Origin of the sequence: Streptococcus mitis (assembly GCF_003942865.1) — a bacterium.
Lineage (GTDB): Bacteria > Bacillota > Bacilli > Lactobacillales > Streptococcaceae > Streptococcus > Streptococcus mitis_BI.
The window spans coordinates 113,340-137,782 of sequence record NZ_RJNZ01000001.1 but is presented as its reverse complement, the minus strand read 5'-3'; the positions used below and the strand labels follow the sequence as shown (position 1 = coordinate 137,782).

Annotated in this window: 23 protein-coding genes; 14 read left to right on the top strand and 9 right to left on the bottom strand. The window is 40.5% G+C overall.

Annotated elements, in window-relative coordinates; translation table 11 throughout:
- Positions 1 to 45: 45 nt before the first annotated feature.
- The 5 genes from D8845_RS00665 (at position 46) to radC (ending at position 7,725) form a co-directional block, all read left to right on the top strand.
- Positions 46 to 1,212, top strand: a complete 1,167-nt coding sequence (locus tag D8845_RS00665) for a hypothetical protein (protein ID WP_125452082.1) — start codon at positions 46 to 48, stop codon at positions 1,210 to 1,212.
- Complete coding sequence (locus tag D8845_RS00660) at positions 1,205 to 2,680, top strand: hypothetical protein (protein ID WP_033687059.1); 1,476 nt, start codon at positions 1,205 to 1,207, stop codon at positions 2,678 to 2,680. Before D8845_RS00665 ends, D8845_RS00660 begins: the two co-directional genes overlap by 8 nt.
- A 174-nt stretch (positions 2,681 to 2,854) precedes the next feature.
- On the top strand, positions 2,855 to 4,525 hold the full coding sequence (locus D8845_RS00655; RefSeq protein WP_125452080.1) for a formate--tetrahydrofolate ligase: 1,671 nt from the start codon (positions 2,855 to 2,857) through the stop codon (positions 4,523 to 4,525).
- A 185-nt stretch (positions 4,526 to 4,710) separates the two neighbouring features.
- Positions 4,711 to 7,002, top strand: a complete 2,292-nt coding sequence (gene pcrA / locus D8845_RS00650; protein ID WP_125452078.1) for a DNA helicase PcrA — start codon at positions 4,711 to 4,713, stop codon at positions 7,000 to 7,002.
- 42 nt (positions 7,003 to 7,044) lie between these two features.
- Positions 7,045 to 7,725: a RadC family protein gene (gene radC, locus D8845_RS00645; RefSeq protein ID WP_125452076.1), complete on the top strand. Its 681-nt coding sequence runs from the start codon at positions 7,045 to 7,047 to the stop codon at positions 7,723 to 7,725.
- On the opposite strand, the gene D8845_RS00640 is transcribed toward radC, so the two are convergent.
- The 7 genes from D8845_RS00640 to D8845_RS00610 all read right to left on the bottom strand — a co-directional run bounded on the left by D8845_RS00640 (position 7,722) and on the right by D8845_RS00610 (position 12,493).
- On the bottom strand, positions 7,722 to 8,411 hold the full coding sequence (locus D8845_RS00640; RefSeq protein WP_125452074.1) for a gamma-glutamyl-gamma-aminobutyrate hydrolase family protein: 690 nt from the start codon (positions 8,409 to 8,411) through the stop codon (positions 7,722 to 7,724). The two genes, radC and D8845_RS00640, sit on opposite strands and share 4 nt — an antisense overlap.
- 17 nt (positions 8,412 to 8,428) lie before the next feature.
- The gene (locus tag D8845_RS00635; protein WP_000653417.1) at positions 8,429 to 9,070 is read right to left on the bottom strand and encodes a redox-sensing transcriptional repressor Rex; all 642 of its coding nucleotides are present in this window, start codon (positions 9,068 to 9,070) and stop codon (positions 8,429 to 8,431) included.
- 82 nt (positions 9,071 to 9,152) lie between these two features.
- Positions 9,153 to 9,368, bottom strand: a complete 216-nt coding sequence (locus tag D8845_RS00630) for a DUF4649 family protein (protein ID WP_060628213.1) — start codon at positions 9,366 to 9,368, stop codon at positions 9,153 to 9,155.
- A gap of 7 nt (positions 9,369 to 9,375) precedes the next feature.
- Positions 9,376 to 9,723 carry a DUF1831 domain-containing protein gene (locus D8845_RS00625; RefSeq protein WP_125452072.1) on the bottom strand — a complete coding sequence of 116 codons (348 nt, stop codon included), beginning with the start codon at positions 9,721 to 9,723 and terminating at the stop codon, positions 9,376 to 9,378.
- Between the two features lie 4 nt (positions 9,724 to 9,727).
- Positions 9,728 to 10,843 (bottom strand): cysteine desulfurase family protein, encoded by a 1,116-nt coding sequence (locus tag D8845_RS00620; protein ID WP_125452070.1) that lies wholly within the window; start codon positions 10,841 to 10,843, stop codon positions 9,728 to 9,730.
- 9 nt (positions 10,844 to 10,852) lie between these two features.
- Positions 10,853 to 11,812 (bottom strand): ribose-phosphate diphosphokinase, encoded by a 960-nt coding sequence (locus tag D8845_RS00615; RefSeq protein WP_001283818.1) that lies wholly within the window; start codon positions 11,810 to 11,812, stop codon positions 10,853 to 10,855.
- Positions 11,813 to 11,923: 111 nt separating this feature from the next.
- Entirely contained in the window at positions 11,924 to 12,493 is a 570-nt protein-coding gene (locus D8845_RS00610) for a CYTH domain-containing protein (RefSeq protein ID WP_125452068.1), read from the bottom strand.
- A 128-nt stretch (positions 12,494 to 12,621) separates the two neighbouring features.
- Here D8845_RS00610 and D8845_RS00605 point away from each other — a divergent pair, with 128 nt between their 5' ends.
- The 8 genes from D8845_RS00605 to D8845_RS00570 all read left to right on the top strand — a co-directional run bounded on the left by D8845_RS00605 (position 12,622) and on the right by D8845_RS00570 (position 20,177).
- Entirely contained in the window at positions 12,622 to 13,293 is a 672-nt protein-coding gene (locus D8845_RS00605) for a GTP pyrophosphokinase (RefSeq protein ID WP_000171682.1), read from the top strand.
- Positions 13,277 to 14,095 (top strand): NAD kinase, encoded by an 819-nt coding sequence (locus tag D8845_RS00600; protein ID WP_020902820.1) that lies wholly within the window; start codon positions 13,277 to 13,279, stop codon positions 14,093 to 14,095. Before D8845_RS00605 ends, D8845_RS00600 begins: the two co-directional genes overlap by 17 nt.
- Entirely contained in the window at positions 14,092 to 14,988 is an 897-nt protein-coding gene (locus D8845_RS00595; RefSeq protein WP_125452066.1) for an RluA family pseudouridine synthase, read from the top strand. The genes D8845_RS00600 and D8845_RS00595 overlap by 4 nt, the downstream gene beginning before the upstream one ends.
- A 43-nt stretch (positions 14,989 to 15,031) precedes the next feature.
- Positions 15,032 to 16,006 carry a phosphate acetyltransferase gene (pta, locus tag D8845_RS00590; protein WP_125452064.1) on the top strand — a complete coding sequence of 325 codons (975 nt, stop codon included), beginning with the start codon at positions 15,032 to 15,034 and terminating at the stop codon, positions 16,004 to 16,006.
- Positions 16,007 to 16,088: 82 nt separating this feature from the next.
- Positions 16,089 to 17,261, top strand: coding sequence for an A/G-specific adenine glycosylase (gene mutY, locus D8845_RS00585; protein ID WP_000886129.1), 1,173 nt, complete (start codon positions 16,089 to 16,091; stop codon positions 17,259 to 17,261).
- A gap of 55 nt (positions 17,262 to 17,316) precedes the next feature.
- Positions 17,317 to 18,024 carry a response regulator YycF gene (gene yycF, locus D8845_RS00580; RefSeq protein WP_000722078.1) on the top strand — a complete coding sequence of 236 codons (708 nt, stop codon included), beginning with the start codon at positions 17,317 to 17,319 and terminating at the stop codon, positions 18,022 to 18,024.
- On the top strand, positions 18,017 to 19,366 hold the full coding sequence (gene vicK / locus D8845_RS00575) for a cell wall metabolism sensor histidine kinase VicK (protein WP_125452062.1): 1,350 nt from the start codon (positions 18,017 to 18,019) through the stop codon (positions 19,364 to 19,366). Before yycF ends, vicK begins: the two co-directional genes overlap by 8 nt.
- Position 19,367: 1 nt before the next feature.
- Positions 19,368 to 20,177, top strand: a complete 810-nt coding sequence (locus tag D8845_RS00570; protein WP_060628228.1) for an MBL fold metallo-hydrolase — start codon at positions 19,368 to 19,370, stop codon at positions 20,175 to 20,177.
- Positions 20,178 to 20,210: 33 nt separating this feature from the next.
- Here D8845_RS00570 and D8845_RS00565 read toward each other — a convergent pair whose 3' ends face one another.
- Together D8845_RS00565 and D8845_RS00560 are read right to left on the bottom strand one after the other, a co-directional pair.
- A complete protein-coding gene (locus tag D8845_RS00565) occupies positions 20,211 to 20,558 on the bottom strand; it encodes a PedC/BrcD family bacteriocin maturation disulfide isomerase (RefSeq protein WP_060628229.1) in 348 nt (115 codons plus the stop codon).
- 110 nt (positions 20,559 to 20,668) lie between these two features.
- Positions 20,669 to 22,387: a phospho-sugar mutase gene (locus tag D8845_RS00560; protein ID WP_125452060.1), complete on the bottom strand. Its 1,719-nt coding sequence runs from the start codon at positions 22,385 to 22,387 to the stop codon at positions 20,669 to 20,671.
- Between the two features lie 153 nt (positions 22,388 to 22,540).
- On the opposite strand from D8845_RS00560, the gene D8845_RS00555 reads away from it, so the two are divergent.
- Positions 22,541 to 24,442, top strand: a complete 1,902-nt coding sequence (locus tag D8845_RS00555) for an ATP-binding cassette domain-containing protein (RefSeq protein WP_125452058.1) — start codon at positions 22,541 to 22,543, stop codon at positions 24,440 to 24,442.
- Position 24,443: the final 1 nt, after the last annotated feature.

Here is a 24,443-nt window from a genome sequence, read left to right as displayed (position 1 = left end):
CTGTTTATAGGATAATAGAAATATATGCAATAAGGAGAATGCTGAATGAATTTTTTTAAATTTGCTGACAATTTTACAAAAGAAGCTAGTAAGGTATTGAATGATGCTGGATCCGCTACCAGTAAAGTATTAAATGAAGCAGGTAAATTTACTGGAGAAGCTATTACAGAGTCTGTAAAAGTTATAGAAGATGTTTCAAGTCAGGTTGGCGATGTTATCACAGATGTTTCTGAAAAGGCTATTGGGGTAGCTAGTGATGTGGTAGAACATGTAACTAAAGCTTCATCGGAAACTTTTAATGAAGCAGGTAAAATAGCGAATAATACGAAAGAACAAATTGATGCTGTTGACCTCTTTAATTCTAAACTTAGACAAGAAGCTGTCGAGGGATATAAAGAATCTATAAGATTGTATAACAATGAAGCTGATAATTTAGCTAATAAATCAACAGAACTCTATCAGGTTAGGGAAAAAGCGGTCAAAGTTGTAAAAATTATTGAAGAAAGAATTAGTAAGCTAGCAAATAAGCCAAAAGAGTTTGAAACAAAATTAGAAGAAATTGATGTTGAAATTCAGAATTTTGAAGATAAGCAAATTGCTATTTCACAGTCAATTAAGGAAGCTGAATTAGCAAGTGGTAGTACAGCGGCTACGGCTTCTCTTAGTGCATTAGGAGTAACAGTTGCAACTTTAGGGCCTACTGCCGCTATGGGTGTTGCAACTACATTTGGTGTTGCATCAACAGGTACTGCGATATCAAGTTTGACAGGTGCTGCAGCAAATAGCGCCGCTCTGGCTTGGTTAGGTGGTGGAAGTGTAGCAGCTGGTGGCGGTGGAGTGGCAGCAGGTAACGCATTTCTAGCTTTGGCTGGTCCTGTCGGTTGGGGAATTGCAGGCGTTATGTTGACCGCTTCTGTAGGCGCTGGTGTAGTAGCTAATAGGAAAAATGAAGAAGTTGCAAAAGAGGCTATAGAGGAACAGAAAAAGGTAGAATTGTTGGCTAGACAACTTAAAGAAAAAGTAATAGAAGTTACGGAATTAATAGAACTAACTGGAAAACAAACAGAAGGAATTTATTTAGCCAATTTATCTTTAACTGGAATGGACTATAGCTTATTTACTGAAGATGAAAAATATAAAGCAGGTAATTTAGTGAATTCAACACTATCACTGACAGCTATGATAAATAAGGAAATTAAAATAAATGGTTAATCAAATTTTTAATCAAGCATTTAATCAAGGTATTGGAGCATATGTCAACTGCTTAAATAATTTAAGAATTCAAGACTTACAAATTGCTTTGAAAATGATAGAAGATGAAGCTCGCAATGTCATCTTAAACAAGGATAATGCCTCTAAAATTTTAGATTATGCTAAAGATAATATAGAAGATGTTATTGTTAAAAATCGTGGCGGTGATCGTGGAGTACATGGTTTTATAGCAGAGTTTGCAGAAGCAGGAATTGTAAATGCAAGGAGAGCAATTGAGGGATTAAATCCAATTGTTAAAGTTTTGAATGACAATGGACCAGCCGATTTATTAATTGGTAGAAATACCATTCAAATGAAGTTTTATAATAATTTACGTGATGAATTAGAACAATCATTTTTTTACAATACAAAAATGAAAATGATGTTTCCAAAAGATCACGTTCAAGTATTTGAAAAAATAATGGCTGGAGCAAAAGAAGTTGAACTTAATGGTAAGAGATTGTCCAGTAAACAAATTACGGATATACGCCAAATAATTAATGATATCACTGAAAGCAAGGGACTTACTTCATACAAATCTTGGATGAAATCCTCTGCTCTAGATTATAAAGACGCTCAAAAGAATTCAATTAACTCTCTATTGGATTCTGAACAGAAAAATATTTATAAAACAGTCAAACTGAAACAACAAGAATTAAATAAAAAAAGATTAGTAGCCCAAAAACATGCATTGCCAAATTTAAAAGAAGCTAACAAGGTTGCAAGGAACGCCGCTTTTTTACAGGGGGGATTAGCTTTGATGTCGAGTGTGTATGGAAAGTATAAAGAAGGAAAAAGTATTTTCGAATTCGAACAATCAGATTGGTTAGATTGTGGATTGAATACAGCTGAAGGAGTTGTAAAGGGTGCAATATCTGGGTATTCCATTTACGGATTAACAAATGTCTTGGGGATTAGTGCTCCAAATGCTAGTGCTTTAGTTACGGCAACTTATGGAATGATAGACATTGTTCTAAAGTATAGATCTACAGAAATAACCCAAGATGAATTTATGAATCTCTTGACATTAAATGTAATGGATGCTTCCTTTGCAACAATTGGTGCTTGTATTGGTCAAGCAATGATTCCTATACCAGTTCTAGGTTCTGTAGTAGGTTCAATAGCCAGCTCAATCATTTGGGAAATAGGGAAGGGAATATTAAATGATAGCGAACAAAAAATCATTCAATACTACCAGGAAAATCTGAATAATTACATAAAAATATTAGATAAGCATTATCTTGCTATTTATAATGAAATCATAGAAAAATATAAAAAACTGGGTGAATTACAAGATTACTCGTTTGATTTATCGTTAAACACTAAACTTAGTTTTGAATATTCTATTGAGTTGGCAGAAAAATTAGAAATTGAAAACACAAGAATTTTACATAATTTATCTGAAATTGACAGCTATTTTCTTGACTAAATTATTTTTTCATTATTCTATAGTTTCAAACTATAAAGCCATATAAAATTTAAGAAAGGGCTCTAAAAACCATAAAAATAGAGATATTCACGAACGTTTAGAGAGTTTTAGGATGTTAAAAATCTTGTTTTGTGTTATAATGAATTATCATATAAGAGGTTAGAGGAGTTTTGAATGAAAACAGATATTGAAATCGCACAGAGTATTGAGTTGAAGCCAATCGTTGATGTTGTAGAGAAACTTGGTATTTCTTACGACGATTTGGAATTGTACGGAAAGTATAAGGCTAAACTCAGCTTTGATAAAATTCGTGCAGTTGAGAGCAATCCAGTTGGTAAATTGATCTTGGTTACTGCCATTAACCCAACACCAGCAGGTGAAGGGAAATCAACTATTACCATTGGTCTTGCGGATGCCTTGAATAAGATTGGCAAGAAAACCATGATTGCTATCCGCGAACCATCTCTTGGTCCAGTAATGGGGATTAAGGGTGGTGCTGCTGGTGGTGGTTACGCTCAAGTTCTGCCAATGGAAGACATCAACCTCCACTTTACTGGAGACATGCATGCTATTACAACTGCCAACAATGCGCTTTCTGCCTTGATTGACAATCACTTGCACCAAGGAAATGAGCTAGGAATTGACCAACGTCGTATCCTCTGGAAACGTGTTGTAGACTTGAACGACCGCGCCCTTCGCCATGTGACCGTTGGACTTGGTGGTCCTTTAAATGGTATTCCACGTGAGGATGGCTTTGACATTACAGTTGCTTCAGAGATCATGGCCATTCTTTGCTTGGCAACGGATATCGAGGACTTGAAACGCCGTTTGGCTAATATTGTTATCGGCTATCGCTATGACCGAACACCTGTTTCTGTTGGTGATCTGCAGGTTGAAGGTGCTTTGGCTTTGATCTTGAAGGATGCTATTAAGCCAAACCTTGTTCAAACAATCTATGGTACACCTGCCTTTGTACACGGTGGTCCATTTGCCAATATTGCTCATGGATGTAATTCAGTCTTGGCAACAAGTACAGCCCTTCACTTGGCTGATTACACAGTTACTGAAGCTGGTTTTGGTGCAGACCTTGGTGCCGAGAAATTCCTTGATATCAAGACACCAAACTTGCCAACTTCTCCAGATGCAGTTGTCATTGTCGCAACTCTTCGTGCCCTTAAGATGAATGGTGGTGTGGCTAAAGACGCTCTTACAGAGGAAAATGTGGAGGCGGTTCGTGCAGGTTTTGCTAATTTGAAACGCCACGTTGAAAATATCCGTAAATTTGGAGTACCTGCAGTTGTAGCAATCAATGAATTTGTTTCTGATACAGAAGCTGAAATTGCAGCCTTGAAAGAACTCTGTGCTTCAATCGATGTACCAGTTGAGTTGGCAAGTGTCTGGGCTGATGGTGCAGAAGGTGGAGTAGCACTTGCCGAATCAGTTGTTAAGACAATTGCTGAAACCCCAGCTAATTACAAACGTTTATATGACAATGACCTTTCTGTCCAAGAAAAGATTGAAAAGATTGTTACTGAAATCTACCGCGGTAGTAAAGTCAACTTTGAGAAGAAAGCTCAAACGCAAATCGCTCAAATCGTTCAGAATGGTTGGGACAAATTGCCAATCTGTATGGCTAAAACTCAATATAGTTTCTCAGACAATCCAAATGCACTTGGAGCACCTGAAAACTTTGAAATTACCATTCGTGAATTGGTACCAAAATTAGGTGCAGGCTTCATTGTTGCCTTAACTGGTGATGTTATGACCATGCCAGGCCTTCCAAAACGACCAGCAGCCCTCAACATGGATGTTGAAAGCGATGGAACAGTTCTAGGATTGTTCTAGTATATTGCAATTGATTTTAAATGAGTTTGGAGATTTTAATCCAAGCTCATTTTTTTATCTAGATAAAAGTAGTTGTCTTCAGCTAATGAGAAAGTTGCCTTCTACACGTAACCAGTCTAGGTAAAGATATTTTCCCTGAATTCTGATATAATAGAAATATTGACTTCAAGAGTAAGGAAGAGAAGATGAACGCATTATTAAATGGAATGAATGACCGTCAGGCTGAGGCGGTGCAAACGACAGAAGGTCCCTTGTTAATCATGGCAGGGGCTGGTTCTGGGAAGACCCGTGTTTTGACCCACCGTATTGCTTATTTGATTGATGAAAAGCTGGTCAATCCGTGGAATATCTTGGCCATTACTTTTACTAATAAGGCTGCGCGTGAGATGAAAGAGCGTGCATATAGCCTCAACCCAGCTACTCAGGACTGTCTGATTGCGACCTTTCACTCCATGTGTGTTCGTATTTTGCGTCGAGATGCGGACCATATAGGCTACAACCGTAATTTCACTATTGTCGATCCTGGCGAACAAAGAACTCTTATGAAACGCATTCTTAAGCAGTTGAACTTTGATCCTAAAAAATGGAATGAACGAACTATTTTGGGAACCATTTCCAATGCTAAGAATGATTTGATTGATGATGTGGCCTATGCTGCCCAAGCTGGTGATATGTATACGCAAATCGTGGCCCAGTGTTACACTGCTTACCAAAAAGAACTGCGTCAGTCGGAGTCGGTTGACTTTGATGATTTGATTATGCTGACCCTGCGTCTCTTTGATCAAAATCCTGATGTCTTGACCTACTATCAACAGAAGTTTCAGTACATCCACGTTGATGAGTATCAAGATACTAACCATGCCCAGTACCAACTGGTCAAACTCTTGGCTTCACGCTTTAACAATATTTGTGTGGTTGGGGATGCGGACCAGTCTATCTACGGTTGGCGTGGTGCTGATATGCAGAATATATTGGACTTCGAAAAGGATTATCCCCAAGCCAAGGTTGTTTTGTTGGAGGAGAATTATCGCTCAACTAAAACCATTCTCCAAGCGGCTAATGAGGTCATTAAAAACAATAAAAACCGCCGTCCTAAGAATCTCTGGACCCAAAATGCTGATGGGGAGCAAATCGTTTACTATCGTGCCGATGATGAGCTGGATGAGGCTGTATTTGTAGCCAGAACCATCGATGAACTTAGTCGCAGTCAAAACTTCCTTCACAAGGATTTTACAGTTCTCTATCGGACTAATGCGCAGTCCCGTACTATTGAGGAAGCCCTGCTCAAGTCAAACATTCCTTATACCATGGTTGGAGGGACCAAGTTCTACAGCCGTAAGGAAATCCGAGATATTATCGCTTATCTCAACCTCATTGCTAATTTGAGTGACAATATCAGTTTTGAGCGTATTATCAACGAACCGAAACGTGGAATTGGGCCAGGTACAGTTGAGAAAATCCGTGATTTTGCCAATATGCAAGACATGTCCATGCTAGATGCTTCAGCCAATATCATGTTATCTGGTATCAAGGGTAAGGCAGCCCAGTCTATCTGGGATTTTGCCAATATGATTCTAGATTTACGAGAGCAGCTAGATCAATTAACTATTACAGAGTTGGTTGAGGCTGTCCTAGAAAAAACAGGTTACGTCGATGTTCTAAATGCTCAAGCGACTTTAGAAAGCAAGGCTAGGGTTGAAAATATCGAAGAGTTCCTTTCTGTGACGAAAAACTTTGATGATACCTCTGATGGTCCAGAAGAGGAAACTGGTCTGGACAAACTGAGTCGTTTCTTAAATGATTTAGCCTTGATTGCGGACACAGATTCAGGGAGTCAGGAGACATCAGAAGTGACCTTGATGACCCTGCATGCTGCCAAAGGTCTCGAGTTTCCAGTTGTCTTTTTGATTGGGATGGAAGAAAATGTCTTCCCGCTTAGCCGTGCAGCTGAAGATCCAGATGAATTAGAAGAAGAACGCCGTCTGGCCTATGTAGGAATTACGCGTGCAGAGAAAATTCTCTATCTGACAAATGCCAACTCGCGCCTGCTTTTCGGTCGTACCAACTACAACCGTCCGACTCGTTTTATTAACGAAATCAGTTCAGACTTACTTGAGTATCAAGGATTGGCTCGTCCAGCAAATTCAAGCTTTAAGGCATCTTATAGCAGTGGTGGCCTTGCCTTTGGTCAAGGTATGAGTCTGGCGCAGGCCCTCCAAGACCGTAAACGCGGTGTGGCACCAAAAACTATCCAGTCAAGTGGCCTTCCGTTTGGTCAATTTACAGCTGGCGCAAAATCAGCGTCTAGTGAGTCAAATTGGTCCATTGGAGATATTGCTCTCCACAAGAAATGGGGAGAGGGAACTGTTCTGGAAGTTTCAGGTAGCGGTGCTACACAGGAATTAAAAATCAATTTCCCAGAAGTAGGTTTGAAAAAACTTTTAGCAAGTGTGGCCCCAATTGAGAAAAAAATCTAATTTTCCATCCTTCTCACGAATAATAAAGTGAGGAGGATTTTTATGTATAGTATTTCATTTCAAGAAGATTCACTATTACCAAGAGAAAGACTGGCTAAAGAAGGAGTAGAAGCGCTCAGTAATCAAGAGTTGCTAGCTATTTTACTCAGGACAGGAACACGTCAAGCTAGCGTTTTTGAAATTGCTCAGAAAGTCTTGAGCAATCTTTCAAGCCTAACTGATTTGAAAAAAATGACCCTGCAGGAATTGCAGAGTCTGTCTGGTATTGGCCGAGTTAAGGCCATAGAATTACAAGCTATGATTGAACTGGGCCATCGTATTCACAAACACGAAACCCTTGAGATGGAAAGTATTCTCAGTAGCCAAAAGTTGGCCAAGAAGATGCAGCAGGAGTTGGGACATAAAAAACAAGAGCACCTGGTGGCGCTCTATCTCAATACTCAAAATCAAATCATCCATCAACAGACCATTTTTATCGGTTCTGCAACTCGTAGTATCGCTGAGCCGCGAGAGATTCTTCACTATGCTGTCAAGCATATGGCGACTTCTCTCATTTTGGTTCACAATCATCCTTCGGGAGCGGTAGCGCCTAGTCGAAATGATGATCATGTCACTAAACTTGTTAAAGAAGCCTGTGACCTGATGGGAATTGTCCTCTTGGACCATTTGATTGTCTCTCATTCTAATTACTTTAGTTATCGTGAAAAGACAGATTTAATCTAAAGTTCATTAACGATATAGTCAAAGAGGTTTTTATCTTTGGGACGATTTTCAAAAAGAAACTCTGGATGCCATTGGACACCGAGAAAGGCGACATCATCCGTACTCATGACAGCTTCAATGATACCATCCTTAGGATCATGAGCTGCAATCTTTAAGTTAGGTGCTAAATCCTTGATGCTCTGATGGTGGAAGGAGTTGATATGGGAGATTTCTCCATAGATTTCTCGAAGAACAGTATCAGCTTCTGTCACCAAGCGTTGAGTTGTGTACTCAGCAGAACAATCCTGCCAATGGTCTTCGATATCTTGGTATAAAGTTCCACCCATGGCAACGTTAAAGAGTTGAGTTCCACGGCAGACAGAAAAAATTGGCTTTTTCTGTTTAATAGCTTCCTTGATGAGGGCCAGTTCAAAGATATCCCTTTGAAGGTGGTAGTCATCGCTATCGATGGTTTTTGGTTCACCATAGAATTTTGGATCAACATTTTGCCCACCTGTCAAGATGAGCTTGTCAATCATACTGATATAGTGGCAGGCCATTTCTTGATCACCAATCGGTAGGATGATGGGAATTCCTCCAGCTTCTTTAACGCCTTCAACAAAGCCTTTTGCTACGTAGCTCATCATGATGTCATCATCTGGATGAGTTTTTTCGTTTCCTGTAATCCCAATAACTGGTTTTTTCATAAAATGATTTTCGCTTTCTAATCCTCTTTTCGCATGAAGTAGAGGAGGGTTTGGAGTTCACTTGTCAAATCGACATACTGAACGACCACGTCTTTTGGTAAATGCAGATGGACTGGTGAAAAACTGAGAATTCCTTTCACGCCAGCATCTACCAAGAGATTAGCGACCTCTTGTGACTTGACGCTGGGAACGGTCAGGATAGCAGTCTTGACATCAGCATCCTTGATTTTATCCTTGATTTGAGAAATCCCGTAAATAGGAATTCCATCAGGAGTTTGGGTACCGACTTCAGGATGGTCATCTAGGTCAAAGGCCATGATAATCTTCATCTTGTTACGCTCGTGGAAGCGGTAGTGGAGAAGGGCATGGCCCATATTTCCAATACCTACCAGCATGACATTGGTGATGGAATTATCATTGAGTAAATCGGCAAAAAACGTCATCAGTTTTTTGACATCATAGCCAAAACCTCGACGACCTAGTTCACCAAAGTAGGAAAAATCACGACGTACGGTCGCTGAATCAATACCGATAGCCTCTGCAATTTGTTTAGAGTTGGCACGTTCAATCTTTTCTGCATGAAATCTCTTAAAAATTCGATAGTAGAGAGAGAGTCTTTTCGCTGTAGCTTTTGGAATAGCAGACTGTTTATCTTTCACAAAATCACAACCTTTCTATTCTTCTATTTTATAGAAACATTGTGAAAAAATCAACAAAAATAAGAAAAAACTAAGAAAAATCTTAGTTTTGATGTAAAAAATCTGCATGTGATAGAAAACGGTAGAGGTCTCCGACCAGACCCTGATAAACTTTCTGGCCCTTAAAAGTCAGAGAAGTCACATAAAGTGTATCTGGCAGAGTCACACATCCTGACAGAGCCAGCATGAGAGCCTCATAATCCTCATACTTGAGTGTACGCTCTACATGATAGTTGTCCTTATAGGTCAGTTCAAACATATGGGACCTATCTTTCCGATTTTGTAAAGACACCACGTTCTACCAAGCTATCCATGAGGAAGTAGAATTTTTCCTGATGAATGTGGTGGACTTCTGATTTGAAAATATCAACTAGACGTAGCCCAAACTTGTCAGTGATATTGATTTTTGCCCCTGTGAGTTCCTTGTTAATAATGATTTTTAGTTGGAAGCCTTCACCGCTGTTTGGAACCTTTTCAAGCAGGCGAGTTAGTTCATAGTTACCAACTTTTGTCTCAAAAAAGGTGTTGTCCTTGAGGGTGAATTTTTTAACAGAAGGGCTAAGAGTGTAGTCGTAACGACAATTTTTTAACTGAATGGTTTTTTCAAATGCCATATGGCTAACCTCCGATAATTTTTTTTAAGGTTTTTGCGAGGGTATGTAGGTCTTCAACAGTATTTTCTGGTGACAAACTGATACGAACGGATTCCTTCAGACGTTCTGAATTTACCCCGTACATGGCTTCAAGAACATGGCTTGATTGAACAATGCCTGCAGTACAGGCTGAGCCAGTAGAGATTGAAATTCCAGCCAAATCTAGACGAAGGAGTAAGAGGTCGTTTTTCTGACCAGGAAATCCAATATTGAGAACATAAGGGAGATGGTGTTCGCCTCTATTCAAGTAATATTGAATGCCCTCTAGCTCTGCCAGAAAGGCAGTTTCTAGATTTTGTACATGTTGAAAATGTTCTTCTTGTTTTTCTATGCCCTCTTTTAGGGCTGCAACCATAGCCACTATGGCAGCCAGATTTTCAGTCCCTGCACGTTTTTTCTGTTCTTGGTCTCCGCCATGTAGATAGGAATCAAAGTCCATGCTAGATGCGTAGAGAAAGCCGATTCCCTTAGGACCATGAAATTTATGGGCCGAAGCAGTGAGAAAATCAATGCCCAATTCTTCGGGTTGAATTGGTATTTTACCAATAGCCTGAACTGCATCGACATGATAGGCAGCAGGGTGTCGCTTGAGTATTTGGCCAATTTCAGCAATAGGCAGTAGGTTTCCAGTTTCATTATTGGCAAACATGGTAGAAACCAAAATCGTATCGTCACGTAAAGCCTTTTGAATTTGTTTGGCAGTGATTTCTTGATTTTCTGGCTGGATAATGGTTGCTTCAAAACCAAAGTGCTGAACCAAGTAATCAATGGTTTCAAGGACAGCATGGTGTTCGATGGCAGTTGTGATAATATGTTTTCCTCGTTCTTGGTGACGAAGGCAGTAGCCAATGATAGCAGTATTGTTGCCTTCTGTTCCACCAGAAGTGAAAAAGATATGTTGAGGTTTTGTCCCCAGTAACTGAGCTAGTTCCTGACGGGCTTCTCTCAAGAGTTTGCCAGCTTGACGACCATGACTATGAATACTAGAAGGATTTCCATAGGTTTCTTGCATAACCTTGGTCATAGCTGAAATAGCAACTGCTGACATGGGAGTCGTTGCAGCATTGTCCAAATAAATCAAAGAATCACCTTATTTCTTTTTGTTGTAGGCAAAGAGTGGGCTGACTGGTTTTCTTTCGTGAATACGGACGATAGCATCACCAATTAACTCACTAGCAGTGATGTAGCATACGTTTTTAGGAGTTTTTTCTTTTGTTGCTACTGAATCAGTCACAAGAATTTCTTTAATATTAGTATTGTCAAGAAGTTCAGCAGCACCTTCAACAAAGAGACCATGACTAGAAACAGCATAAATTTCTGTAGCTCCTTCACGTTCAACGATTTTGGCAGCTTCAGAGAAGGTACGTCCTGTATTTAAAATATCGTCAATCAAGATAGCTTTCTTACCTTCAACATCACCGATAATATAACCTTCGTTACGAGTTGCATCGTCTTGAGGGTAGTCGATAATGGCGATAGGAGCATCAAGATATTCAGCCAAGCTACGGGCACGTTTCACACCTGAATTTTTTGGACTGACGACAACAACATCTGACCCAAGTAGACCCTTATCGCAGTAATGTTTTGCAAATAGGGGAACTGTGAAAAGGTTATCAACAGGAATGTCAAAGAAGCCTTGAACCTGAACGGCATGCAAATCAAGCGTAAGGATACGATCGACACCAGCCTTAACTAGCATATTGGCAACTAGTTTTGCTGTAAGTGGCTCACGAGGTGAAGCGATGCGGTCTTGACGTGCATAGCCAAAATATGGAAGAACAACGTTGATGCTGTGGGCACTTGCACGCACACAAGCGTCGACCATGATAAGCAATTCCATTAGGTGGTTGTTAACAGGGAAACTTGTTGATTGGATGATGTACACATCATAACCACGGACACTTTCTTCGATATTTACTTGGATTTCTCCATCTGAAAATTGACGTGATGACAGTTTTCCAAGTGGGACACCAACAGCTTGAGCAATTTTCTGTGCAATTTCTTGATTAGAGTTGAGTGCGAAAAGTTTCATGTTTTTTCTATCTGACATTATAGACCGTCCTCTGTAAACTTTTTAAATCCTAGTCATATCTGCCGAGCCTATATGAACTGGGATTTTTGTATTTTATCTTTTCTATTTTACCAAAAAATAGAGATTATTTCAGCTATTTTTCATGCTTTTGACAAATCGGACCAATTTTGAGGGAGCTTTTTGATAAGCAATCTGATTTTCCTCTAAAAATTGCTGGAAATCCTGTTTCCCTTGCTCGTGATTTTCCACCTCAAGCTCTAATTCGTAATCTGTAATACCAAAGTACTGACTCTCATCCAGCGCCATGAGACCAATAGCTGTTTGCATTTCATAGCGAAGTGTCGTTAGACAACCAAGGATCTGCCATTCACTAGTTTTAATACCATGTTTCGACAATTCATCCAGTACTAGCCCTTGAGGAAGTTCTTTCTTGCTCAGATAGTTTTCAGCATCTTTTAGTTGCAATTTTTGATTGTATTCCATGTTTCCAACACTTTGCGGGACTTTGAGTGTCAATTCTGCCCAGTCTTCAAAGGTCCGAATGCGCATAGCAACTTTCTTTTCTCGCAGTTCAAAATCAGGCGTGTCTATGTAGTAATTTTTTTGAAGAACAGGAGTGACGTCTGTGAACTGGTCTTTTAGACGATTGTATTCATCTTTTTTCAAGAGTGTTTTCAATTCAATTTCTAAATGTTTCAATTTTCTTACCTTTTCTTTATCGTTGAAAGCGGATTTATGGTATAATAAGCATTGTATTTATTGTATATGAATCTGGAGAAAAAATCAAAGATATTTTTGAAGGATAATATGAGAACAAGGGAGAATATATGACCTTAGAATGGGAAGAATTTCTAGATCCTTACATTCAAGCTGTTGGTGAGTTAAAGATTAAACTACGTGGTATTCGTAAGCAATATCGTAAGCAAAATAAGCATTCTCCGATTGAGTTTGTGACTGGTCGAGTCAAGCCAATTGAGAGTATCAAGGAGAAAATGGCTCGTCGTGGCATTACTTATGCGACCTTGGAACACGATTTACAGGATATTGCTGGTTTGCGTGTGATGGTTCAGTTTGTAGATGACGTCAAGGAAGTAGTGGAGATTTTGCGCAAGCGTCAGGATATGCGGATCATACAGGAGCGAGATTATATTACTCATCGAAAAGCATCAGGCTACCGTTCCTATCACGTGGTAGTAGAATATACAGTCGATACTATCAATGGAGCCAAAACCATTTTGGCGGAAATTCAAATACGTACCTTGGCTATGAATTTCTGGGCAACAATAGAACATTCTCTCAACTACAAGTACCAAGGGGATTTCCCAGAGGAAATTAAAAAGAGACTGGAAATTACGGCCAAGATTGCCCATCAGTTGGATGAAGAAATGGGTAAAATTCGTGATGATATCCAAGAAGCCCAGGCTCTTTTTGATCCTTTGAGTAGAAAATTAAATGACGGTGTAGGAAATAGTGACGATACAGATGAAGAATACAGGTAAACGAATTGACTTGATAGCCAATAGAAAACCGCAGAGTCAAAGGGTTTTGTATGAATTGCGAGATCGTTTGAAGAGAAATCAGTTTATACTCAATGATACCAATCCGGATATTGTCATTTCCATTGGTGGGGATGGCATGCTCTTGTCGGCCTTTCATAAGTACGAAAACCAGCTTGACAAGGTACGCTTCATTGGTGTTCACACTGGACATTTGGGCTTCTATACGGACTACCGTGATTTTGAGTTGGACAAGCTAGTGACTAATTTGCAGCTAGACACCGGAGCAAGAGTCTCTTACCCTGTTCTGAATGTGAAGGTCTTTCTTGAAAATGGTGAAGTGAAGATTTTTAGAGCACTAAATGAAGCCAGTATCCGCAGGTCTGATCGAACCATGGTGGCGGATGTTGTGATTAATGGTGTCCACTTTGAACGTTTTCGTGGAGATGGGCTAACAGTTTCGACACCGACTGGTAGTACAGCCTATAATAAATCACTTGGCGGAGCTGTTTTACACCCTACCATTGAAGCTCTTCAGCTGACGGAAATTGCCAGCCTCAATAATCGTGTCTATCGAACGCTGGGTTCGTCCATTATTGTTCCTAAGAAGGATAAGATTGAACTCATTCCGACGAGAAACGATTACCATACCATTTCGGTTGACAATAGTGTCTATTCCTTTCGCAATATTGAACGAATTGAGTATCAAATCGACCATCATAAGATTCACTTTGTCGCTTCACCTAGCCATACCAGTTTCTGGAACCGCGTTAAGGATGCTTTTATCGGCGAGGTGGAAGAATGAGGTTTGGATTTATCGCAGATGAGCATGTCAAGGTTAAGACCTTCTTAAAAAAGCACGAGGTTTCTAAGGGGCTGCTAGCTAAGATTAAGTTTCGAGGCGGAGCTATTCTGGTCAATGATCAACCACAAAATGCGACGTATCTATTGGATATTGGAGACCGAGTTATCATCGATATTCCTGCTGAGGAAGGCTTTGAAACTCTCGAAGCAATCGAGCGCCCACTGGATATTCTCTATGAGGATGACCATTTTCTGGTCTTGAATAAACCCTACGGAGTGGCTTCTATTCCTAGTGTCAATCACTCCAATACCATTGCCAATTTTATCAAGGGTTACTACGTCAGGCAAGACTATGAAAATCAGCAGGTTCACATTGTGACCAGACTAGATAGGGACACTTCTGGCTTGATGCTTTTTGCCAAACACGGCTATGCCCATGCACGATTAGATAAGCAGTTGCAGAAGAAATCTATCGAGAAGCGCTACTTTGCTTTGGTTAAGGGAGATGGACATTTGGAGCCAGAGGGAGAAATTATTGCTCCGATTGCGCGTGATGAAGACTCCATTATCACCAGACGAGTGGCTAAAGGCGGAAAGTATGCCCATACATCCTACAAGATTGTAGTTTCATATGGAAATATTCACTTGGTAGATATTCGCCTGCATACTGGACGTACTCACCAAATCCGAGTCCATTTTTCCCATATCGGTTTTCCTTTGTTGGGAGATGATTTGTATGGTGGTAGCCTGGACGACGGCATCCAACGTCAGGCCTTGCATTGCCATTATCTATCCTTCTATCATCCATTTTTAGAGCAAGACTTGCAGTTAGAAAGCCCGTTGCCGGATGATTTCAGTAACCTTATTACCCAGTTATCAACTAATACTCTATAAAAACTGTTTCAGAGTATAATTATTATCTTAAAGGAGAAAACTCATGGAAGTTTTTGAAAGTCTCAAAGCCAACTTGGTTGGTAAAAATGCTCGTATCGTTCTCCCTGAAGGGGAAGAACCTCGTATTCTTCAAGCGACTAAACGCTTGGTAAAAGAAACAGAAGTGATTCCTGTTTTGCTTGGAAATCCTGAAAAAATTAAAATTTATCTTGAAATTGAAGGTATTGAGGACGGTTATGAAGTCATCGACCCTCAACACTACGATAGATTTGAAGAAATGGTTGCTGCTTTAGTGGAGCGTCGCAAGGGCAAAATGTCTGAAGAAGATGCACGCAAGGTTTTGGTTGAAGATGTCAACTATTTTGGTGTTATGTTGGTTTACTTGGGCTTGGTTGATGGAATGGTATCTGGAGCTATTCACTCAACAGCTTCAACAGTTCGTCCAGCTCTTCAAATCATCAAAACTCGTCCAAATGTAACTCGTACTTCAGGTGCCTTCCTCATGGTTCGTGGTACGGAACGTTACCTATTTGGAGACTGTGCCATCAACATCAATCCAGATGCAGAAGCCTTGGCTGAAATTGCCATCAACTCAGCAATAACAGCTAAGATGTTTGGCATCGAACCTAAAATTGCCATGCTGAGCTATTCTACTAAAGGTTCAGGATTTGGAGAAAGCGTTGATAAGGTTGTTGAAGCAACTAAAATTGCTCACGACTTGCGTCCTGACCTTGAAATCGATGGTGAGTTGCAATTTGATGCGGCCTTTGTTCCTGAAACTGCAGCTTTGAAAGCTCCTGGAAGTACAGTAGCTGGTCAAGCAAATGTCTTCATCTTCCCAGGTATCGAGGCAGGAAATATCGGCTACAAGATGGCTGAACGTCTTGGTGGTTTTGCAGCTGTTGGTCCTGTTTTGCAAGGTTTGAACAAGCCAGTTAACGACCTTTCTCGTGGATGTAATGCAGATGATGTTTACAAGTTGACCCTTATCACAGCAGCTCAAGCAGTTCATCAATAAGATTTACTCCTCTTTCCCTTGGGAAGAGGCTTTTTAATACTAGGAAAAGGACAGTAAGAGTCTTCTGTGTTATACTAGAGATATGTTAGATTTGAAAGAATACGGTATCGTCATGTGGCCGGAGGAGAAGATCATTTCTTTCCGTGAAAAACTTCTTGCCTGGTATGATGAAAACAAAAGAGATTTACCTTGGAGGAGAAGTAAAAATCCTTATCATATCTGGGTGTCTGAAATTATGCTCCAGCAAACCAGGGTGGATACGGTTATTCCTTATTACGAACGATTCTTGGACTGGTTTCCAACAGTGGAAAGTTTGGCAACTGCCCCTGAAGAGCGTTTGTTGAAGGCTTGGGAAGGTTTGGGTTATTATTCTCGAGTTCGTAATATGCAGGCTGCAGCCCAGCAGATTATGACTGACTTTGGTGATCAATTTCCAAATACCTATGAAGGAATTTCCAGCTTGAAAGGGATTGGTCCTTATACAGCAGGAGCCATTTCCAGTATTGCTTTTAACTTGCCTGAGCCAGCTGTAGATGGTAATGTCATGCGTGTTTTGGCGCGTCTATTTGAAGTCAACCACGATATTGGCATTCCAAGCAATCGAAAAATTTTTCAGGCAATGATGGAAATTTTAATTGACCCAGAAAGGCCTGGTGACTTTAATCAAGCCTTGATGGACTTGGGATCAGATATTGAGGCGCCTGTAAATCCCAGACCAGAAGAAAGCCCAGTTAAGGACTTTAGTGCGGCATATCAGAATGGCACAATGGACCGTTATCCAATCAAGGCTCCCAAGAAAAAGCCGATTCCTATTTACCTTACAGCCTTGGTGGTCAAAAATACTCAGGGACAATTTTTACTTGAAAAAAATGAAAGCGAAAAGCTATTGGCAGGCTTTTGGCATTTCCCCTTGATAGAAGTTGATAACTTTTCGCAAGAAGAGCAGTTTGACCTCTTTCATCAGGTTGAAGAAAATGTGAACTTTGGTCCCAGTCCAGAAGAGAGTTTCCAGCAGGACTATGACCTAGATGTTGATTGGCTTGATGTTTGTTTTGAGACTGTCAAGCATATCTTTAGCCATCGCAAGTGGCATGTTCAAATTGTAGCAGGTCAAGTGAATGACTTCCATGACTTTTCAGATAGGGAAGTTCGCTGGCTTTCACCAGAAGAGTTTAAGAGTTACCCACTTGCTAAACCCCAACAAAAAATATGGCAGGCTTATGCACAAGCCAAGTTAGACAGGAACAAAGACTAGCTATTGTATCTTCTTGTTATTTTTTTGGTATAATAGTAGAGAAAAAGGTGAACAAATGAAAAAAATATTAATTGTAGATGATGAAAAACCAATCTCGGATATTATCAAGTTTAATATGACCAAGGAAGGTTACGAGGTTGTAACTGCTTTTAATGGTCGTGAAGCGCTAGAGCAATATGAAGCAGAGCAACCAGATATTATTATTCTGGATTTGATGCTTCCAGAAATTGATGGTTTAGAAGTTGCTAAGACTATTCGCAAGACTAGTAGTGTACCTATTATCATGCTTTCAGCTAAAGACAGCGAATTTGATAAGGTTATCGGTTTAGAGCTTGGAGCGGATGACTATGTGACAAAACCCTTCTCAAATCGTGAGTTACAGGCGCGTGTTAAAGCTCTTCTTCGTCGTACGGACTTGGTTTCTGTAGATAATCAAGAATCAGATGAAAAGAAAACCCAACCTTTGCAAATTGGGGACTTGGAGATTGTACCAGATGCCTATGTGGCTAAAAAATATGGTGAAGAACTAGACTTGACCCACCGTGAATTTGAGCTATTGTACCACTTGGCTTCTCATATTGGTCAAGTGATTACCCGTGAACACTTGCTTGAAACGGTCTGGGGTTATGATTATTTCGGAGATGTTCGGACTGTTGACGTAACTATCAGACGTTTGCGTGAGAAGATTGAAGATACACCTAGTCGTCCAGAGTATATCCTAACACGTCGTGGTGTTGGTTATTATATGAGAAATAATGATTGAATTGATTAGAAAAAATATTCTTACTAGTGATTTTGTCTTCATTTTAATTTTATTGGGTTTTATCTTGATTGTTACCTTGCTTTTGCTAGAAAATCGGCGAGATAATATTCGGTTGAAGCAAATTAATCAAAAAGTTAAAGACTTGATTGCAGGAGATTATTCTCAGGTATTGGATATGCAGGGAAGCTCTGAAATCACTAATATTACCAATAATCTTAATGATTTATCAGAAGTAATCCGTTTGACCCAAGAAAATCTGGAACAAGAGAGTAAACGATTGAATAGTATCCTCTCATACATGACAGATGGTGTCCTCGCAACCAATCGTCGTGGCAAGATTACTATGATTAATGACATGGCCAAGAAACAGCTAGGTGTTCAGAAAGAAGATGTTCTTAATAAGAGCATTCTAGAGTTGCTTAAGATTGAAGATGAATACGAACTTCGTGATTTGATTACCCAGATTCCTGAGCTTATGATTGATTCTCAGGATGCTAATGGTGAATATCTGAGCCTTCGTGTACGCTTTGCCTTGGTCCGTCGAGAATCTGGCTTTATCTCAGGTCTGGTTGCCGTTTTACACGATACGACGGAGCAGGAGAAGGAGGAACGCGAGCGGAGACTCTTTGTATCCAACGTTAGTCATGAGTTACGGACGCCTCTGACTAGTGTAAAATCCTATCTGGAAGCCTTGGATGAGGGTGCCTTGTCAGAACCTGTCGCACCAGACTTTATCAAGGTGTCTCTAGACGAAACCAACCGTATGATGCGGATGGTGACAGATCTCCTCCATCTTTCACGGATTGATAATGCAACTAGTCACCTAGATGTGGAACTGATTAACTTTACTGCCTTTATTACCTTTATCCTTAACCGCTTTGATAAGATGAGGGGATCAGATGAAGAGAAGAAATATGAATTGGTTAGAGATTATCCGATTACCTCTGTCTGGATTGAAATTGATACAGACAAGATGACGCAGGTGATTGATAATATTCTCAACAATGCCATTAAATATTCTCCAGATGGTGGAAAAATCACAGTGACCATGAAGACAACTGATGATCAGATGATTTTGTCGATTTCAGACCAAGGATTGGGTATTCCTAAGCAGGATTTGCCTCGTATCTTTGACCGTTTCTACCGTGTGGATCGTGCTAGAAGTCGTGCCCAAGGTGGAACAGGTTTGGGACTGTCTATTGCCAAAGAAATTATCAAACAACATAATGGTTTTATTTGGGCCAAGAGTGAATACGGTAAGGGATCAACCTTCACCATTGTGCTCCCTTACGATAAGGATGCAGTGAAGGAAGAAGTATGGGAGGACGAAGTAGAAGACTAGAATGAGTGAAACAGGCTTTAAATACAGTATTTTAGCGTCGGGTTCCAGTGGAAATTCCTTTTATCTGGAAACCCCCAAAAAGAAGCTTTTAGTGGATGCAGGCTTGTCGGGTAAAAAAATCACTAGCCTACTTGCTGAAATAAATCGTAAACCAGAAGACTTGGATGCCATCTTGATTACGCATGAGCATTCAGACCATATCCATGGTGTGGGTGTTTTGGCTCGCAAGTATGGTATGGATTTGTATGCTAATGAAAAGACCTGGCAGGCTATGGAAAATAGCAAGTATCTTGGCAAGGTGGATTCTTCGCAAAAGCATATCTTTGAGATGGGCAAAACCAAAACCTTTGGAGATATTGACATCGAGAGTTTTGGCGTAAGCCATGATGCGGTCGCACCGCAGTTCTATCGCTTTATGAAGGATGATAAGAGTTTTGTCCTTTTGACAGATACAGGTTATGTTAGTGACCGTATGGCGGGAATTGTCGAAAATGCGGATGGATATCTTATCGAGTCCAACCATGATGTAGAAATTTTGCGAGCAGGTTCTTACGCTTGGCGACTCAAACAACGAATCCTATCGGATCTGGGTCACCTTTCTAACGAGGATAGTGCTGAAGCTATGATTCGGACCCTAGGAAATCGCACTAAGAAAATCTACCTTGGACATTTATCTAAGGAAAACAATATCAAGGAACTGGCTCACATGACCATGGTCAATCAGCTAGCTCAAGCTGATCTGGGAGTCGGAGTAGACTTTAAGGTTTATGATACCTCACCAGATACCGCAACACCATTGACAGAGATATAAAAAGAAGGCGAATATGCCTTCTTTTTATATCTTTTACAATCCTGCGAAATCTTTGATTTCTTGTGCTGACATTGAAGAGTCACAACGGACATTGATTTGTCCATCTGCAATGTGAACGAAGCCTGGTACAGTTGGAATTCCGTAGCGTGAGCGGAATTCTTGCAACTCATTGAGTTGGCTTGCTTCTTCACTGTTGATGAAGTAGATGTGAGCTTTGGTTTCAGCTACTACACCTGCCAATGTACCTGCAAATTTACGGCAGTAAGGGCAAGTTTTACGACCGATAAAGAAGGTTGCAGTTTCTTTTTTATCAAGAGCTTCTTGCGCACGCGCAACTGTAGTGACTTCAAGGTCTTTGATATTATCTAAAAATTGTTCCATGAGATTACCTCGCTTTCATTGATATGTCTAGTATGCCATAAAGTTTCTAAAATTGCTTAGATTTGATACGAAAAAAAGATGAGATTGGTTAGTCTCATCTTTTTAGGTCGTTATTTTACAAAAGCATTGATTTCTGCTTCGATGTTAGCAATCTTAGCTTGTGATTCTTCGTTGGTTTCCCCTACAACTGCAATGTAGAACTTGATTTTTGGTTCTGTACCTGAAGGGCGAACGGCAATCCATGAACCGTCAGCAAGTGTGTATTTCAAAACATCACTTGGAGGTGTTGTCAAGTTTGTAACAGTTCCGTCAGCGGCAGTAGCAGTTTGAGCCTTGAAGTCTTCTACGACAGTGATAGCTGTTGCGTTCCATTCTTTTGGAGCATTGTTACGGAATTTAGCCATAATTGCTTTGATTTGTTCAGCACCATCGACACCTGAAAGGGTAACAGAGATTGTCTTTTCTGCATAGTAGCCGTACTCTTTGTAGATTTCTTCGATACCGTCTGCAAGTGTCAAACCACGTGAACGGTAGTAGGCAGCAAGTTCAGCAACGACTAGAACGGCTTGGATAGCGTCTTTATCACGTACGAATGGTTTAATCAAGTAACCGAAGCTTTCTTCAAATCCCATCATGTAAGTGTGATTGTGTTTTTCTTCGAATTCTTGGATTTTCTCAGCGATAAATTTGAAACCTGTCAAAACGTTGAACATAGTTGCGCCGTAGCTTTCAGCAATCTTCGTTACCAAGTCAGTTGATACAATCGATTTGCAGAGAGCCGCATTTTCAGGAAGAGTTCCAGCGTTTTTGTGGGCTTCCAAGATGTATTTAGCCATGATAGCACCGATTTGGTTACCTGATAGGTTAAGGTAGCTACCATCTTTTTGAAGAACTTCAACACCAACACGGTCAGCATCAGGGTCAGTTGCGACAAGAACGTCTGCACCAACTTGATGACCAAGTTCTTCAGCAAGGGCAAAGGCTGCTTGGCTTTCTGGGTTTGGAGATTTTACAGTTGAGAAGTCTGGGTCAGCAGTTGCTTGCGCTTCAACGACTTGAACTGAGTCAAATCCTGCTTGGGCAAGAGCACGACGAGCCAACATTTCACCAGTACCATGAAGTGGTGTGTAGACAATTTTCATGTCTTTACCGAATTCTTCAATCAAGGCTGGGTTGATGTTAACGTCCTTAACTTCTTTGAGGTATTCAACATCGACAGCTTCGCCGATGACTTCAATCAAGCCAGAAGCTTTTTCAGCTTCCACATCAGCAACTTCTACCGCAAATGGGTTTTCGATAGCACGGATATAAGTAGTCAACGCGTCCGCATCGTGTGGAGGCATTTGTCCACCGTCTTCACCGTAAACCTTGTAACCGTTAAATGGTGCAGGGTTGTGGCTAGCTGTGACCATGATACCTGCGAAACAGTTGAGGTGACGAACTGCAAATGATAGTTCTGGAGTTGGACGAAGGCTTTCAAATACATAAGATTTGATGCCGTGTTTAGCAAGAACTGCCGCAGATTCAAAGGCAAACTCTGGTGAGAAGTGACGGCTATCGTAGGCGATTGCGACACCACGTTCTTTTTCGTTTCCGCCTTTTGACTCAATCAAACGAGCCAATCCTTCAGTAGCTTGGCGAACAACGTAGATGTTGATACGGTTTGTACCAGCGCCAATCAAGCCACGCATACCTGCAGTACCAAATTCAAGATTTGTATAGAAGGCATCTTCCTTCGTTTTTTCATCCATATTTTCCAAATCTTGACGAAGGTAGTCAGGAAGCTCCGCAAAATCAACCCATTTCTGGTAATTTTCTTGGTAAGACATTGAAATTCTCCTTTTTGTAAATTGTTTTAACCGTTCACATTATAGCACTTTTTAGCGTTTTAGTAAAACGGTAGCATAATTTTCTGAAAAGTGGTGTCATATGCCGGTTTATCAAGTCTTGAATGCCTTAGGGAAACATGCTATACTACTTGTATGATTATTTTACAAGCTAATAAAATTGAACGTTCTTTTGCAGGAGAGGTTCTTTTTGATAATATCACCCTGCAGGTTGATGAACGAGATCGGATTGCTCTTGTTGGAAAAAATGGTGCAGGTAAGTCTACTCTTTTGAAGATTTTGGTTGGAGAAGAGGAGCCAACTAGTGGAGAAATCAATAAGAAAAAAGATATTTCTCTGTCTTACCTAGCCCAAGATAGCCGTTTTGAGTCTGAAAATGCCATCTACGATGAGATGCTTCATGTCTTTGATGACTTGCGTCGGACGGAAAAACAACTGCGTCAGATGGAGTTAGAGATGGGTGAAAAGTCTGGTGAGGATTTGGATAAACTGATGTCAGATTACGACCGCTTATCTGAGAATTTTCGCCAAGCAGGTGGCTTTACCTATGAAGCTGATATACGAGCGATTTTAAATGGATTCAAGTTTGACGAATCTATGTGGCAGATGAAAATTGCTGAGCTTTCTGGCGGCCAAAACACTCGCTTGGCTCTAGCCAAAATGCTTCTTGAAAAACCAAATCTCTTGGTTTTGGACGAGCCAACCAACCACTTGGATATTGAAACCATCGCCTGGCTAGAGAATTACCTAGTAAACTATAGCGGTGCCCTCATTATCGTCAGCCACGACCGTTATTTTTTGGACAAGGTTGCGACAATTACGGTGGATTTGACCAAGAATTCCTTGGATCGTTATGTGGGCAATTACACTCGTTTTGTCGAGTTAAAGGAGCAGAAGCTAGCTACTGAAGCAAAAAACTATGAAAAGCAACAAAAGGAAATCGCTGCTCTGGAAGACTTTGTCAATCGCAATCTAGTCCGTGCTTCGACGACCAAACGTGCCCAATCTCGACGCAAACAACTGGAAAAAATGGACCGCTTAGACAAGCCTGAAGCTGGCAAGAAATCAGCCAACATGACCTTCCAGTCTGAAAAAACGTCGGGCAATGTTGTTTTGACTGTTGAAAATGCAGCTGTTGGCTATGACGGGGAAGTCTTGTCACAACCGATTAACCTAGACCTTCGTAAGATGAATGCTGTTGCTATTGTTGGACCAAACGGCATTGGAAAGTCAACCTTTATCAAGTCTATTGTGGACCAGATTCCTTTTATCAAGGGTGAGAAGCGCTTTGGCGCTAATGTTGAGGTTGGTTACTATGACCAAACCCAAAGCAAGCTGACACCAAGTAATACGGTGCTGGATGAACTCTGGAATGATTTTAAACTGACACCAGAAGTTGAAATCCGTAACCGTCTAGGTGCCTTCCTTTTCTCTGGTGATGATGTTAAAAAATCAGTCGGCATGCTGTCTGGTGGCGAGAAAGCTCGTTTGCTTTTGGCTAAACTGTCTATGGAAAACAACAACTTTTTGATTCTGGATGAGCCAACCAACCACTTGGATATTGATAGCAAGGAAGTGCTAGAAAATGCCTTGATTGACTTCGATGGAACTCTTCTATTCGTCAGCCACGACCGTTACTTTATCAATCGTGTGGCTACCCATGTTCTAGAATTGTCTGAGAATGGCTCGACTCTTTACTTGGGAGATTATGACTACTATGTTGAGAAGAAAGCAGAAGTAGAAATGATTCAAAGTGAGGAAGCTTCAACTAGCAATCAAGCAAAAGAAGCAAGCCCAGTTAATGACTATCAAGCTCAGAAAGAAAGTCAAAAAGAAGTTCGTAAACTCATGCGACAAATTGAAAGTCTAGAAGCTGAAATTGAAGAGCTAGAAAGTCAAAGTCAAGCGATTTCTGAACAAATGTTGGAAACAAACGATGCCGACAAACTGATGGAATTGCAGGCTGAGCTGGACAAAATCAGCCATCGTCAGGAAGAAGCTATGCTTGAGTGGGAAGAATTATCAGAACAGGTGTAAA

Bases quoted from the DNA above. Each gene is read 5' to 3' on its own strand.
- D8845_RS00565 (WP_060628229.1), bottom strand. From the start codon at position 20,558: ATGGAACAATTTTTAGATAATATCAAAGACCTTGAAGTCACTACAGTT.
- D8845_RS00615 (WP_001283818.1), bottom strand. From the start codon at position 11,812: ATGTCAGATAGAAAAAACATGAAACTTTTCGCACTCAACTCTAATCAA.
- D8845_RS00625 (WP_125452072.1), bottom strand. From the start codon at position 9,723: ATGGCATTTGAAAAAACCATTCAGTTAAAAAATTGTCGTTACGACTAC.
- D8845_RS00665 (WP_125452082.1), top strand. From the start codon at position 46: ATGAATTTTTTTAAATTTGCTGACAATTTTACAAAAGAAGCTAGTAAG.
- vicK (WP_125452062.1), top strand. From the start codon at position 18,017: ATGATTGAATTGATTAGAAAAAATATTCTTACTAGTGATTTTGTCTTC.
- pcrA (WP_125452078.1), top strand. From the start codon at position 4,711: ATGAACGCATTATTAAATGGAATGAATGACCGTCAGGCTGAGGCGGTG.
- radC (WP_125452076.1), top strand. From the start codon at position 7,045: ATGTATAGTATTTCATTTCAAGAAGATTCACTATTACCAAGAGAAAGA.
- D8845_RS00560 (WP_125452060.1), bottom strand. From the start codon at position 22,387: ATGTCTTACCAAGAAAATTACCAGAAATGGGTTGATTTTGCGGAGCTT.
- pta (WP_125452064.1), top strand. From the start codon at position 15,032: ATGGAAGTTTTTGAAAGTCTCAAAGCCAACTTGGTTGGTAAAAATGCT.
- yycF (WP_000722078.1), top strand. From the start codon at position 17,317: ATGAAAAAAATATTAATTGTAGATGATGAAAAACCAATCTCGGATATT.
- mutY (WP_000886129.1), top strand. From the start codon at position 16,089: ATGTTAGATTTGAAAGAATACGGTATCGTCATGTGGCCGGAGGAGAAG.
- D8845_RS00630 (WP_060628213.1), bottom strand. From the start codon at position 9,368: ATGTTTGAACTGACCTATAAGGACAACTATCATGTAGAGCGTACACTC.
- D8845_RS00595 (WP_125452066.1), top strand. From the start codon at position 14,092: ATGAGGTTTGGATTTATCGCAGATGAGCATGTCAAGGTTAAGACCTTC.
- D8845_RS00555 (WP_125452058.1), top strand. From the start codon at position 22,541: ATGATTATTTTACAAGCTAATAAAATTGAACGTTCTTTTGCAGGAGAG.
- D8845_RS00660 (WP_033687059.1), top strand. From the start codon at position 1,205: ATGGTTAATCAAATTTTTAATCAAGCATTTAATCAAGGTATTGGAGCA.
- D8845_RS00600 (WP_020902820.1), top strand. From the start codon at position 13,277: ATGAAGAATACAGGTAAACGAATTGACTTGATAGCCAATAGAAAACCG.
- D8845_RS00570 (WP_060628228.1), top strand. From the start codon at position 19,368: ATGAGTGAAACAGGCTTTAAATACAGTATTTTAGCGTCGGGTTCCAGT.
- D8845_RS00640 (WP_125452074.1), bottom strand. From the start codon at position 8,411: ATGAAAAAACCAGTTATTGGGATTACAGGAAACGAAAAAACTCATCCA.
- D8845_RS00605 (WP_000171682.1), top strand. From the start codon at position 12,622: ATGACCTTAGAATGGGAAGAATTTCTAGATCCTTACATTCAAGCTGTT.
- D8845_RS00655 (WP_125452080.1), top strand. From the start codon at position 2,855: ATGAAAACAGATATTGAAATCGCACAGAGTATTGAGTTGAAGCCAATC.